This window comes from Streptococcus sp. M143, from assembly GCF_000162495.1.
In the GTDB taxonomy this organism is placed as follows: domain Bacteria; phylum Bacillota; class Bacilli; order Lactobacillales; family Streptococcaceae; genus Streptococcus; species Streptococcus dentisani.
Genome location: NZ_GG730097.1, coordinates 892,916 through 905,923, shown reverse-complemented (window position 1 = coordinate 905,923; position 13,008 = coordinate 892,916). Strand labels below are relative to the sequence as shown.

Here is a 13,008-nt window from a genome sequence, read left to right as displayed (position 1 = left end):
CTACACCAAAAGATTTGTCTTGTCAAATAATATCAGAAAAAAGTTAGTAAAATTTTTGTACAAAGCAATCTGAATAGAGAAAAAGCCTAAATCATGTTATAATGAAACGATAGAATTCTTAGAAAGAGTGGATGTTTTTTTGATAACTCCTACTTATGAATGGCAGTTTGCCCCGCAGGTAGAAGATGCGGATTTTACAAAGATAGCCAAGAAGGCTGGACTGGGTCCTGAAGTGGCTCGGTTATTATTTGAAAGAGGGATTCAGGATGAAGAAAGTCTAAAGAAGTTTTTAGAACCTTCCTTGGAGGACTTGCATGACCCCTATCTGCTCCATGATATGGAGAAGGCAGTAGAACGGATTCGTCAGGCGATTGAAGAAGGGGAGAATATTCTCATCTATGGAGACTATGATGCGGACGGTATGACTTCGGCTTCGATTATGAAGGAAAGTTTGGAACAACTTGGTGCCGAGTGCCGTGTATACCTACCCAATCGTTTTACAGATGGCTATGGGCCCAATGCCAGTGTTTATAAATACTTTATCAAGCAAGAAGGAATTTCCTTGATTGTGACGGTGGATAATGGGGTTGCTGGTCACGAGGCTATTGAACTAGCTCAGGCTATGGGAGTGGATGTCATTGTGACCGACCATCATTCCATGCCTGAAACCTTGCCAGATGCCTATGCCATCGTTCACCCCGAGCATCCAGATGCGGACTATCCCTTCAAACAGTTGGCTGGTTGCGGAGTGGCTTTCAAGCTGGCTTGTGCCCTTTTAGAGGAAGTCCAAGTGGAGCTACTTGATTTGGTCGCTATCGGTACCATTGCGGATATGGTGAGTTTGACGGATGAGAATCGCATTTTGGTTCAATATGGTCTGGAAATGTTGGGGCATACTCAGCGCATCGGTCTGCAAGAAATGCTGGACATGGCTGGGATTGCTGCTAATGAAGTGACAGAAGAAACGGTTGGTTTCCAGATTGCCCCTCGTTTAAATGCCTTGGGACGTTTGGATGATCCTAATCCGGCCATTGGTTTGTTGACTGGCTTTGACGACGAGGAAGCTCATGAGATTGCCCTCATGATTCATCAGAAAAACGAAGAGCGCAAGGAAATCGTTCAGTCCATCTATGAAGAAGCTAAGACCATGGTGGATCCTGAGAAGAAGGTCCAGGTTTTGGCCAAGGAAGGCTGGAATCCTGGCGTTCTGGGTATCGTAGCTGGGCGCTTGCTAGAGGAATTGGGGCAGACAGTCATCGTTCTTAATATAGAAGAAGGTCGTGCCAAGGGTAGCGCTCGTAGTGTGGAAGCGGTCGATATTTTTGAAGCTCTGGATCCCCATCGAGACCTCTTCATAGCCTTTGGAGGTCATGCTGGTGCAGCAGGAATGACGCTGGAAGTGGAGAAACTTTCAGATTTATCTCAGATTTTGGAAGACTATGTCCGTGAAAAAGGCTCAGATGCTGGTGGTAAGAACAAGTTAAATCTAGATGAAGAGTTGGATTTGGAGACACTTAGTTTAGAAACGGTTAAAAGTTTTGAACGTTTGGCACCTTTTGGAATGGACAATCAGAAACCTGTCTTTTATATCAAGGATTTTCATGTCGAAAGTGCTCGTACCATGGGAGCAGGCAATACCCACCTCAAACTAAAAATTTCCAAGGGCGAGGCGAGTTTTGAAGTGGTGGCCTTCGGACAAGGTAGATGGGCGACAGAGTTTGCTCAAACAAAAAATCTTGAATTGGCAGTCACCTTGTCTGTCAATCAATGGAATGGCCAAACTGCCCTCCAGTTGATGATGGTGGATGCGCGTGTGGAAGGTGTTCAACTCTTTAACATTCGTGGGAAGAACGCATCCTTGCCGGAGGGAGTTCCAGTCTTAGATTTTGCTGGAGAAGTGCCGGATTTGGCGAATAGTGAGGCGGTTGTTGTAAAAACCATTCCTGAGGATATTACCCTGCTGAAGACCATTTTTCAAGAACAGGATTTCTCAGCTGTCTATTTCAAAAATGATATTGAGAAAGCCTATTATCTGACAGGTTATGGGACTAGAGAACAGTTTGCTAAATTGTACAAGACCATCTACCAGTTCCCAGAGTTTGATATTCGCTACAAGCTCAAAGATTTGGCGACTTATCTCAATATCCAACAAATCTTGCTGATCAAGATGATTCAAGTATTTGAGGAGCTGGACTTTGTGACGATCAAAGACGGTGTCATGACAGTCAATAAAGAAGCGCCGAAAAGGGAAATTAGTGAAAGTCAGATTTACCAAAATCTCAAACAAACTGTAAAAAATCAAGAAATGATGGCGCTGGGTACGGTGCAAGAAATTTATGATTTTTTGATGGAAGAAAACTAGAAGATAGGAAAGAGTTGGGCAACCAGCTCTTTTTTGAAAACAAATCTTCATTTTGAAAATCATCAAAAAAATGGTATAATGGTAGGAAAAGATTCGGCTGAAAGTTTTAGAACTTTTAGAATAAGAGGGTAAACTTACCCTATAATCAAGATGAATTAAGTTTCGGAGGGAAAATGAGTAATATTAGTTTAACAACACTAGGTGGTGTACGAGAAAATGGGAAAAATATGTACATCGCTGAAATCGATGGTTCTATTTTTGTTTTGGATGCTGGGCTTAAATACCCTGAAAATGAACAACTAGGTGTTGATGTCGTCATTCCAAATATGGACTACCTTTTTGAAAATAGCGATCGTATCGCTGGGGTCTTCTTGACCCACGGACATGCGGATGCTATTGGTGCCTTGCCTTATCTTTTGGCAGAGGCTAAGGTGCCTGTATTTGGCTCTGAGTTGACCATCGAGTTGGCAAAACTCTTTGTCAAAGGAAATGATGCTGTTAAGAAATTCAATGACTTCCATGTGATTGATGAGGATACGGAGATTGACTTTGGAGGAACTGTAGTTTCCTTCTTCCGTACAACTCACTCCATCCCAGAAAGTTTGGGAGTCGTCTTGAAAACTCCAAAGGGCAGCATTGTTTATACAGGTGACTTCAAGTTTGACCAGACGGCTAGTAAATCCTATGCGACTGATTTTGCTCGTTTGGCGGAGATTGGTCGTGAGGGAGTCCTAGCTCTTCTCAGTGACTCGGCGAATGCGGACAGCAATATCCAAGTGGCGAGTGAGAGCGAAGTTGGAGAGGAAATTACCCAGACCATTGCGGACTGGGAAGGTCGTATCATCGTTGCAGCTGTTGCCAGCAACCTCTCTCGTATCCAGCAAGTTTTTGATGCTGCTGCAGATACAGGTCGCCGAGTTGTTCTGACTGGTTTTGATGTTGAAAATATTGTCCGAACAGCGATTCGTCTCAAAAAATTGTCTTTGGCCAATGAAAGTCTGTTAATCAAACCCAAAGAAATGTCTCGTTTTGAAGACCATGAGTTGATTATTCTTGAGACTGGTCGTATGGGTGAGCCTATCAATGGACTTCGTAAGATGTCCATCGGCCGCCACCGTTATGTGGAAATCAAAGATGGGGACTTGGTTTATATCGTAACCACTCCATCTATCGCCAAAGAAGCCGTCATGGCGCGTGTGGAAAATATGATCTACCAAGCTGGTGGTGTGGTGAAACTCATTACCCAAAGCTTGCGGGTATCCGGACACGGGAATGCGCGTGATTTGCAGTTGATGATCAATCTCTTGCAACCAAAATACCTCTTCCCTATCCAAGGGGAATATCGTGAGTTGGATGCGCATGCCAAGGCTGCCATGGCAGTTGGGATGTTGCCAGAGTGCATTTTCATCCCTAAAAAGGGAACGACCATGTCCTATGAACACGGGGACTTTGTCCCTGCTGGAGGAGTTTCTGCAGGTGATGTCTTGATTGACGGAAATGCTATCGGAGATGTTGGAAATGTGGTCCTTCGTGACCGTAAGGTCTTGTCAGAGGATGGAATCTTTATCGTGGCGATCACTGTCAACCGTCGTGAGAAGAAAATTGTGGCCAAGGCCCGTGTTCATACGCGTGGATTTGTTTACCTCAAGAAGAGTCGTGATATTCTCCGTGAAAGTTCAGAATTGATTAACCAAACAGTAGAAGAGTATCTTCAAGGTGATGACTTTGATTGGGCAGATCTCAAAGGCAAGGTTCGTGACAATCTGACCAAGTATCTCTTTGATCAAACCAAGCGTCGTCCAGCAATCTTGCCAGTCGTGATGGAAGCAAAATAATAAGCAGAATACCTACAGAAAAAGTCGAAATTCGGCTTTTTCTTATAGAATAGTAAAAGGAGAAAAACATGGCAGTTATGAATATTGAGTATTACTCAGAAGTTTTGGATATGGAGTGGGGCGTTACCGTACTCTATCCGGATGCCAGTCGGGTGACTGAACCAGATTGCACAGATATTCCTGTCCTTTATCTTTTGCACGGAATGTCAGGAAATCAAAATAGCTGGCTCAAACGTACCAATGTCGAACGCTTGTTGCGCGGGACTAATCTCATTGTTATCATGCCCAATACTAGCAATGGCTGGTACACAGATACCCAGTATGGTTTTAACTACTTTACTGCTCTAGCAGAAGAGTTACCTCAGGTTATGAAACGTTTCTTCCCCAATATGACCAGCAAGCGAGAAAAGACCTTCATAGCAGGCCTCTCCATGGGTGGCTACGGCTCCTTCAAACTCGCTCTCGCAACCGATCGTTTTTCTCATGCGGCTAGTTTTTCTGGTGCGCTCAGTTTTCAAGAATTTTCTCCTGAAAGTCAGGATCTGGGATCGCTTGCCTACTGGCGAGGAGTTTTTGGAGAGATTAAAGACTGGACAGCTAGTCCTCATTCGCTTGAAAACATGGCCGCAAAATCCGATAAAAAGACCAAACTATGGGCTTGGTGTGGGGAGCAAGACTATCTCTATTCTGCTAATAATCTAGCGGTGAAGAATCTCAAAAAACTTGGTTTTGAGGTGACCTATAGTCATAGTCCAGGTAAGCACGAGTGGTACTACTGGGAAAAACAATTGGAGCGTTTTTTGGCTACTCTACCAATTGACTTTGTTTTGGAAGAGCGCTTATCTTAGTTTTAGGTTTCTTTCAGTTTTTTTGAGTAAAATAGAGAATCTATCTTGATTATGGGAGACCATCGATTTTAAGATAGGTTCTTATTTTTATGAAAGGTGGAGCGTCATGTTCTGGATTATTCGATTATTGTTCCAATTTCTGTTGGGAATTTGGCGTTTCTTCTGGCGTCTGGTTTGGACTGTGGTCATTCTACTGCTCATTGCTTTTGGAGTGGTTTGGTATCTGTCTGGTGATTTTCATTCTGCGGTCAATCAGGTTGAAAAAATGAGTCAGATTGGTCAAGGTGGCTGGAATCAATGGAAAGAGACGGGAACGCTGGAAGTCTTGTCTCAGACAGACAGTCACCAACACGCGGAAGGCAAGTGGGCTCAAGCATCAGCTCGCATCTATATTGAGCCTCAAATGGATGAGACCTTCCAAGGCGCCTATGCAGAAGCTATAAAGAATTGGAATCAAACGGGTGCCTTTACCTTTGAGGTTGTCGCAGATTCTAGCCAAGCAGATATTGTGGCAAGTGAGATGAATGATGGATCGACCGCTGTAGCAGGTCAAGCCGAGAGTCAAACCAATTTGTTAACCAATCAATTTATATCTGTAACGGTTCGCCTGAATCATTATTATCTATCCAATCCAAACTATGGTTATTCCTATGAACGGATCGTGCACACGGCGGAACATGAGCTGGGACATGCCATCGGATTGGATCACACCAACGAGATTTCTGTCATGCAGCCGGCAGGTTCCTACTATGGAATTCAGCCCCAGGATGTGAAGGCTGTTCAAGAACTCTATACCAGTAGCGACTAGATAAAGTCGGTGCAATCCGAAAAGAAATCAAAGCTCCTCCATCAAGTGATCGGTGGGGCTTTTTGTTCGTCCTGTTACAGGCTTTTTGCTATAATGGAACTATGAATAATTTGATCAAATCAAAACTAGAGCTCTTGCCGACCAGCCCTGGTTGTTACATTCACAAGGATAAAAACGGTACCATTATCTATGTAGGAAAGGCTAAAAATCTGCGCAATCGCGTACGGTCCTATTTCCGTGGAAGTCATGATACCAAGACGGAGGCTCTGGTATCTGAGATTGTGGATTTTGAATTTATCGTCACCGAGTCCAATATTGAGGCCCTTCTGCTGGAAATCAACCTTATCAAGGAAAATCAGCCCAAGTACAATATCATGCTCAAGGATGATAAGTCCTATCCCTTTATCAAAATCACCAATGAACGCTATCCACGGCTCATCATTACTCGTCAGGTCAAAAAGGATGGAGGTCTTTATTTTGGACCTTATCCTGATGTGGGAGCGGCCAATGAAATCAAGCGATTACTGGATCGGATTTTTCCTTTTCGGAAATGTACCAACCCGCCGTCTAAAGTCTGTTTTTACTACCATATCGGCCAATGTATGGCCCACACCATCTGTAAGAAGGATGAGGCTTATTTCAAGTCCATGGCTCAGGAGGTTTCTGACTTCTTAAAAGGACAGGATGACAAAATCATCGATGATCTCAAGAGTAAAATGGCAGTAGCAGCACAAAGTATGGAGTTTGAACGGGCAGCGGAATACCGTAACCTGATTCAGGCCATTGGAACGCTTCGGACCAAGCAACGGGTTATGGCCAAGGATCTTCAAAATCGGGATGTCTTTGGTTACTATGTGGATAAGGGCTGGATGTGTGTCCAGGTTTTCTTTGTTCGTCAGGGCAAGCTCATCGAGCGCGATGTCAACCTCTTCCCTTACTACAATGATCCGGATGAGGATTTTTTGACCTACGTGGGACAATTCTATCAAGAAAAATCCCACCTGGTTCCCAATGAGGTGCTGATTCCGCAGGATATCGATGAAGAAGCTGTCAAAGCCTTGGTGGATACCAAGATTCTCAAACCCCAACGTGGAGAGAAAAAACAACTGGTCAATCTAGCCATAAAAAATGCTCGTGTTAGTCTGGAGCAGAAGTTCAATCTGCTAGAAAAATCTGTCGAAAAGACCCAAGGGGCTATTGAAAATCTGGGACGCTTGCTCCAAATCCCGACCCCAGTACGTATCGAGTCCTTTGATAACTCCAATATCATGGGAACCAGTCCGGTGTCTGCCATGGTGGTCTTTGTCAATGGTAAACCCAGTAAGAAGGATTACCGTAAGTACAAGATAAAAACGGTTGTAGGTCCAGATGACTATGCCAGTATGCGTGAAGTCATTCGCAGACGTTATGGTCGAGTACAACGAGAAGGTTTAACCCCGCCAGATTTGATTGTCATTGATGGGGGACAAGGTCAAGTCAATATCGCTAAGCAGGTCATCCAAGAAGAGCTAGGTTTGGATATTCCTATTGCAGGTCTGCAAAAGAATGACAAGCACCAAACCCACGAGCTGCTCTTTGGAGATCCGCTGGAAGTAGTGGAGTTATCTCGCAATTCTCAGGAATTTTTCCTCCTCCAACGCATCCAAGATGAGGTGCATCGCTTTGCCATCACCTTCCACCGTCAACTGCGCTCAAAAAATTCTTTTTCATCACAACTGGATGGGATTGACGGTCTAGGACCTAAACGCAAGCAGAATCTCATGAAGCATTTTAAATCTCTCACTAAAATCAAGGAAGCCAGTGTGGATGAGATTGTCGAAGTTGGGGTACCAAGAACAGTCGCAGAAGCAGTTCAGAGGAAGTTGAACCCTCAGGGAGAAGTGGAATTGGCTCAAGTGGCAGAAGAGAGAGTAGATTACCAAACAAAAGGAGATTATGATGAACCATAAAATCGCAATTTTATCAGATATTCATGGCAATGTGACTGCACTAGAAGCAGTGATTGCAGATGCTAAAGCTCAAGGAGTCAGTGAATATTGGCTTCTAGGAGATATTTTTCTACCTGGTCCAGGTGCTCATGACTTGATTGCCTTGCTAAAGGAACTTCCTATCACAGCAAGTGTTCGAGGCAATTGGGATGATCATGTCCTTGAGGCCTTGGATGGCGAATATGGTTTGGAACATCCGAAAGAAATCCAGTCAATGCGCATGACCCAGTTTTTGATGGAGCGAATGGATCCTGAAACGATTGTCTGGCTACGAAGCTTACCTATGCTAGAAAAGAAAGAAGTTGATGGACTGCGCTTTTCTCTTTCTCATAATTTGCCTGATAAGAACTATGGAGGAGACTTGCTGGTTGACAATGATACGGAGAAGTTTGACCAACTCCTAGATGAGGAAACGGACGTGGCAGTCTATGGTCATGTCCACAAACAGTTGCTTCGCTATGGCAGCCAAGGGCAACAAATCATCAATCCAGGTACAATTGGTATGCCCTATTTTAACTGGGAGGCGTTAAAAAATCACCGTGCCCAGTATGCCGTGATAGAGGTTGAAGATGGGGAATTGGTAAATATCCTGTTTCGTAAAGTCGCTTATGACTATGAAGCGGAGTTAGAATTGTCCAAGTCCAAGGGTCTTCCCTTTATCGAAATGTATGAAGAGCTACGCAGAGAAGATAACTATCAGGGGCACAATCTAGAACTCTTAGCTAGTTTAATTGAAAAGCACGGGTATGTAGAGGATGTAAAGACCTATTTTGATTTTTTGCAAAGTGAGAAATAAAATGGACGCCCTTAATTTGAAGTGAGGTTTGTAGTCGAATCGCTTAGAAAAGAGTCAGACAATAAGGAAGAAAAGATGGCTTAGCTAAAGTTTGACATTGAAATTATTTTGTTATACAATGAACTTAATTCTTAATAAAAAGGAGAACATTATGAAGAAAATTATTACAGCCAGTATGGCTCTTTTATCTGTTGTTGTTTTAGCAGCATGTTCAGGGAAAACAACGTCTGACTCTTCGACTAAGACTTCAAGCTCTGTAGAGAAAACTTCTTCAGAGGCTTCATCAACAACGTCTAGTTCAAAGACAGAAAATAATGAGGTTGTTTTGATCACCGATGAAGAAATTGACAATGCTAAAACTGTTGGAGATGTGAAGAAAGTCTTTGGTAAACTAGTCGACAATTATAAAAAGCATGCAGTTGAAATTGGGGAGAAAATTCCAGAGAGTGGAAAAGAAGCATATAACGCCCAAGTTGAACCAGCGCTTAAGTCTATGGAGACTGTAAGAGAGTCATTTAACGAAAGCCTTTCAAGTATTGGTTCTGATGATACAGTAGTGCCAGAACAAACTCGTACTCTATTTGTTCAACAGTTGAAAACTGGACGTGACACAATGAAGAAAGCGCTGGAAGCGGCTTATAAAGCAATTGCTCCATACACATCTGGTCAATAATATAAGAAAGTAGGTGTTCGATCACCTGCTTTTTGATTGCTTCAAATCTAAAGCGATACCTACTTAAAGAGCTTCAAATAAATAGCAGAGAGTTTGAAAGAAGTACTAACTCTATGAAAAATCTCTGCAAGCTCTTTCAAAATATGGTAGAATGGAAGCAGTAGAATTAGAAAAGGAAATCGATTATGAAATTTCTTGAATTAAACAAAAAACGTCATGCGACCAAGCATTTCACTGATCAGCCGGTGGATCCCAAAGATGTTCGCACAGCTATTGAAATCGCAACCTTGGCCCCAAGCGCTCACAACAGCCAACCTTGGAAATTTGTGGTCGTTCGTGAGAAAAATGCTGAATTGGCAAAATTGGCTTATGGTTCGAACTTTGAGCAGGTATCATCAGCGCCTGTAACCATTGCCCTATTTACAGATACAGACCTAGCCAAACGCGCTCGCAAGATTGCCCGCGTTGGTGGTGCAAAGAACTTCTCTGAAGAGCAACTTCAATATTTTATGAAAAATTTGCCTGCCGAGTTTGCACGTTACAGTGAGCAACAGGTTAGTGACTACCTAGCCCTCAATGCAGGTTTGGTTGCCATGAACTTGGTTCTGGCTCTGACAGACCAGGGAATTGGTTCTAATATTATCCTTGGATTTGACAAATCAAAAGCCAACGAAGTTTTGGATATCGAAGACCGTTTCCGCCCAGAACTCTTGATTACGGTAGGTTACACAGACGAAAAATTGGAACCAAGCTACCGCTTGCCAGTAGATGAAATCATCGAGAAAAGATAGAAAGAAGAAAAAATGACAGCAATTGATTTTACAGCAGAAGTAGAAAAACGCAAAGAAGACCTCTTGGCTGACTTGTTTAGCCTTTTGGAAATCAACTCAGAACGTGATGATAGCAAGGCTGATGCGCAGCATCCTTTTGGACCTGGTCCAGTAAAAGCCTTGGAGAAATTCCTTGAAATCGCAGATCGCGATGGCTACCCAACTAAAAATGTTGATAACTACGCAGGACATTTTGAGTTTGGTGATGGAGAGGAAGTTCTCGGAATCTTTGCCCACATGGACGTGGTGCCAGCTGGTAGCGGTTGGGACACAGATCCTTACACCCCAACTATCAAAGACGGTCGTCTTTATGCGCGTGGTGCTTCAGATGACAAGGGGCCTACAACAGCTTGTTACTATGGTTTGAAAATCATCAAAGAATTGGGCCTTCCAATTTCTAAGAAAGTTCGTTTCATCGTCGGAACAGATGAAGAATCAGGCTGGGCAGACATGGACTACTATTTTGAACATGTAGGACTTGCGAAACCAGACTTCGGTTTCTCTCCAGACGCTGAATTCCCTATCATCAATGGTGAAAAAGGGAACATCACTGAATACCTCCATTTTGCAGGTGAAAATACAGGTGTTGCTCGTCTTCACAGCTTCACAGGTGGATTGCGTGAAAATATGGTACCTGAATCAGCAACTGCTGTCGTTTCAGGCGACCTGGCTGACTTGCAAGGGAAACTAGATGCCTTTGTTGCAGAACACAAACTCAGAGGAGAAATTCAAGAAGAAAACGGTCAGTATAAGGTGACTGTGATTGGTAAATCTGCCCATGGTGCTATGCCTGCCTCAGGTGTCAATGGAGCAACCTACCTTGCTCTCTTCCTCAGTCAGTTTGACTTTGCAGGACCTGCAAAAGACTACCTCGACATCGCTGGTAAGATTCTCTTGAATGACCATGAGGGTAAAAATCTCAAGGTGGCTCATGTGGATGAAAAGATGGGTGCCCTTTCTATGAATGCGGGTGTCTTCCGCTTCGATGAAACAAGTGCTGACAATACGATTGCCCTCAACTTCCGTTATCCAAAAGGAACAAGCCCAGAGCACATCAAGTCAGTTCTTGAAAACTTGTCAGTTGCTTCTGTTAGCCTTTCTGAACACGGTCACACCCCTCACTATGTGCCAATGGAAGATCCGCTCGTTCAAACCTTGTTGAATGTCTATGAAAAACAAACTGGACTTCAAGGTCATGAACAAGTCATCGGTGGTGGAACCTTCGGCCGTTTGCTAGAACGTGGGGTTGCCTACGGAGCTATGTTCCCAGATTCTATTGATACCATGCACCAAGCCAATGAATTTATCGCCTTGGATGATCTCTTCCGAGCAGCAGCAATCTATGCTGAAGCTATTTATGAATTGATCAAATAAAATGATAGAAGTCTGAGATTGTATGCTTGGACTTCTTTTTGGAGGGAAAACAGATGTCTCAAATCGAAAGAATCAAGCAAGCCATTATGGCTGATCCACAGAATACCAGCTATACAGAACGCGGAATTGAGCCTCTCTTTGCAGCGCCAAAGACAGCTCGTATCAATATTGTCGGTCAAGCTCCTGGACTTAAAACACAAGAAGCTGGGATTTATTGGAAGGATAAGAGTGGTGATCGTCTCCGTGAGTGGCTAGGTGTAGATGAAGATACCTTTTACAATTCGGGCTTGTTTGCAGTTATTCCCATGGACTTTTATTTCCCAGGACATGGAAAATCAGGCGACCTTCCACCTCGTAAAGGTTTTGCCGAAAAATGGCATCCACAACTCCTCAAAGGATGTCCCAATATTGAATTGACCCTTTTGATTGGCCAGTATGCCCAAACCTACTATTTACATGAGAAAGTTAGTGGCAAGGTAACAGAACGGGTAAAACACTACAAAAACTATCTACCAGAATTTTTCCCTCTGGTGCACCCGTCACCACGAAATCAAATCTGGATGGCTAAAAATCCTTGGTTTGAGGCAGAAGTGGTGCCAGATTTGAAAGCATTGGTACAAAAGATTATTCATCAATAAAGGAGAAAAACTATGGATGCTTATCAACAAGTAGCTAATAAGTTGCAAGAGTTGGGAATCACCTTTGATGTGGTGGAGCACCCACCTGTATTTACGACAGAGCAGGCAGATAGCTATATTGAAGGAATGGAAGGAGTCCGGACTAAGTCCATGTTTTTGACCAATAGGAAGAAAACCCAGTACTATCTGCTCATCATGGGTGACAAGAAACGATTGGATATGGCTGACTTTAAAGTTCAAGTGGGAGCCAATCGGATTCACATGGCTTCAGCAGATTCTTTGGCTGAGAAAATGCAATTATCGCCAGGAACGGTTTCACCTTTTGGTTTGTTGAACAATGAAGAAAAAGATATTCTAGTTTATTTTGATAAGGACATTGTATCAGAGGATATCATGACTTTCCATCCCAATACCAATGAAAAAACAATCTTTATCAAGATTCAAGACTTATTCCGATTTTTAGATTCAATTGGATTTACCTATGAGTTTTTAACTTTGCCTTAAAGGCATCAAAAAGGAGAAATCATGAAAGAAATTGCCTTTGACACATTTTACCAACTTTACCAGAAAGAGCCACTTTCTGTATTGGATGTGAGGGAAGTAGATGAATTTGAAGCTCTTCATTTAGAAGGTGCTCAGAACCTACCACTTAGTCAATTGGCTGATATCTATGATCAATTGGACAAGGACCTCTTGCATTATGTCATTTGTAAGTCGGGCATTCGTTCGGCTCGTGCTTGTCAATTCTTAGAGGAGCATGGATACAAGGTCATCAATGTCCAAGGTGGAATGACGGCCTTTGAAAATCTTTAAAACTGTATGGCGATAGATCCTAATCTTCCCTTGCTAGGTTCTA

Annotated in this window: 12 protein-coding genes; all 12 read left to right on the top strand. The window is 43.1% G+C overall.

Annotated elements, in window-relative coordinates; translation table 11 throughout:
- Positions 1 to 139 precede the first annotated feature (139 nt).
- The 12 genes from recJ (at position 140) to HMPREF0850_RS11010 (ending at position 12,965) form a co-directional block, all read left to right on the top strand.
- Positions 140 to 2,362 carry a single-stranded-DNA-specific exonuclease RecJ gene (gene recJ / locus HMPREF0850_RS11060; RefSeq protein ID WP_025168404.1) on the top strand — a complete coding sequence of 741 codons (2,223 nt, stop codon included), beginning with the start codon at positions 140 to 142 and terminating at the stop codon, positions 2,360 to 2,362.
- 173 nt (positions 2,363 to 2,535) lie between these two features.
- Positions 2,536 to 4,197 carry a ribonuclease J gene (locus tag HMPREF0850_RS11055; protein ID WP_000065601.1) on the top strand — a complete coding sequence of 554 codons (1,662 nt, stop codon included), beginning with the start codon at positions 2,536 to 2,538 and terminating at the stop codon, positions 4,195 to 4,197.
- Positions 4,198 to 4,265: 68 nt separating this feature from the next.
- A complete protein-coding gene (locus tag HMPREF0850_RS11050) occupies positions 4,266 to 5,045 on the top strand; it encodes an alpha/beta hydrolase (protein WP_000290046.1) in 780 nt (259 codons plus the stop codon).
- Between the two features lie 106 nt (positions 5,046 to 5,151).
- Complete coding sequence (locus HMPREF0850_RS11045) at positions 5,152 to 5,853, top strand: M57 family metalloprotease (RefSeq protein ID WP_000498558.1); 702 nt, start codon at positions 5,152 to 5,154, stop codon at positions 5,851 to 5,853.
- Positions 5,854 to 5,954: 101 nt separating this feature from the next.
- Positions 5,955 to 7,802, top strand: a complete 1,848-nt coding sequence (gene uvrC / locus HMPREF0850_RS11040) for an excinuclease ABC subunit UvrC (RefSeq protein WP_001061175.1) — start codon at positions 5,955 to 5,957, stop codon at positions 7,800 to 7,802.
- A complete protein-coding gene (locus tag HMPREF0850_RS11035) occupies positions 7,792 to 8,637 on the top strand; it encodes a metallophosphoesterase family protein (protein WP_001015769.1) in 846 nt (281 codons plus the stop codon). The genes uvrC and HMPREF0850_RS11035 overlap by 11 nt, the downstream gene beginning before the upstream one ends.
- Positions 8,638 to 8,788: 151 nt before the next feature.
- Positions 8,789 to 9,310, top strand: coding sequence for a hypothetical protein (locus tag HMPREF0850_RS0103425; protein WP_000720915.1), 522 nt, complete (start codon positions 8,789 to 8,791; stop codon positions 9,308 to 9,310).
- A 185-nt stretch (positions 9,311 to 9,495) separates the two neighbouring features.
- Positions 9,496 to 10,101 (top strand): nitroreductase family protein, encoded by a 606-nt coding sequence (locus tag HMPREF0850_RS11030; protein ID WP_000670179.1) that lies wholly within the window; start codon positions 9,496 to 9,498, stop codon positions 10,099 to 10,101.
- Positions 10,102 to 10,113: 12 nt separating this feature from the next.
- Positions 10,114 to 11,514, top strand: coding sequence for a dipeptidase PepV (pepV, locus tag HMPREF0850_RS11025; RefSeq protein WP_000125036.1), 1,401 nt, complete (start codon positions 10,114 to 10,116; stop codon positions 11,512 to 11,514).
- Positions 11,515 to 11,567: 53 nt separating this feature from the next.
- Entirely contained in the window at positions 11,568 to 12,152 is a 585-nt protein-coding gene (locus tag HMPREF0850_RS11020) for a uracil-DNA glycosylase family protein (protein WP_000078136.1), read from the top strand.
- Between the two features lie 12 nt (positions 12,153 to 12,164).
- On the top strand, positions 12,165 to 12,656 hold the full coding sequence (locus HMPREF0850_RS11015) for a prolyl-tRNA synthetase associated domain-containing protein (protein ID WP_000340325.1): 492 nt from the start codon (positions 12,165 to 12,167) through the stop codon (positions 12,654 to 12,656).
- A 21-nt stretch (positions 12,657 to 12,677) separates the two neighbouring features.
- Positions 12,678 to 12,965: a rhodanese-like domain-containing protein gene (locus tag HMPREF0850_RS11010; RefSeq protein WP_000658242.1), complete on the top strand. Its 288-nt coding sequence runs from the start codon at positions 12,678 to 12,680 to the stop codon at positions 12,963 to 12,965.
- Positions 12,966 to 13,008 lie beyond the last annotated feature (43 nt).

Coding starts and splice junctions, on each gene's coding strand:
- HMPREF0850_RS11030 (WP_000670179.1), top strand. CDS start 9,496: ATGAAATTTCTTGAATTAAACAAAAAACGTCATGCGACCAAGCATTTC.
- HMPREF0850_RS11050 (WP_000290046.1), top strand. CDS start 4,266: ATGGCAGTTATGAATATTGAGTATTACTCAGAAGTTTTGGATATGGAG.
- HMPREF0850_RS11015 (WP_000340325.1), top strand. CDS start 12,165: ATGGATGCTTATCAACAAGTAGCTAATAAGTTGCAAGAGTTGGGAATC.
- HMPREF0850_RS11045 (WP_000498558.1), top strand. CDS start 5,152: ATGTTCTGGATTATTCGATTATTGTTCCAATTTCTGTTGGGAATTTGG.
- HMPREF0850_RS11010 (WP_000658242.1), top strand. CDS start 12,678: ATGAAAGAAATTGCCTTTGACACATTTTACCAACTTTACCAGAAAGAG.
- HMPREF0850_RS0103425 (WP_000720915.1), top strand. CDS start 8,789: ATGAAGAAAATTATTACAGCCAGTATGGCTCTTTTATCTGTTGTTGTT.
- HMPREF0850_RS11055 (WP_000065601.1), top strand. CDS start 2,536: ATGAGTAATATTAGTTTAACAACACTAGGTGGTGTACGAGAAAATGGG.
- uvrC (WP_001061175.1), top strand. CDS start 5,955: ATGAATAATTTGATCAAATCAAAACTAGAGCTCTTGCCGACCAGCCCT.
- HMPREF0850_RS11035 (WP_001015769.1), top strand. CDS start 7,792: ATGAACCATAAAATCGCAATTTTATCAGATATTCATGGCAATGTGACT.
- pepV (WP_000125036.1), top strand. CDS start 10,114: ATGACAGCAATTGATTTTACAGCAGAAGTAGAAAAACGCAAAGAAGAC.
- HMPREF0850_RS11020 (WP_000078136.1), top strand. CDS start 11,568: ATGTCTCAAATCGAAAGAATCAAGCAAGCCATTATGGCTGATCCACAG.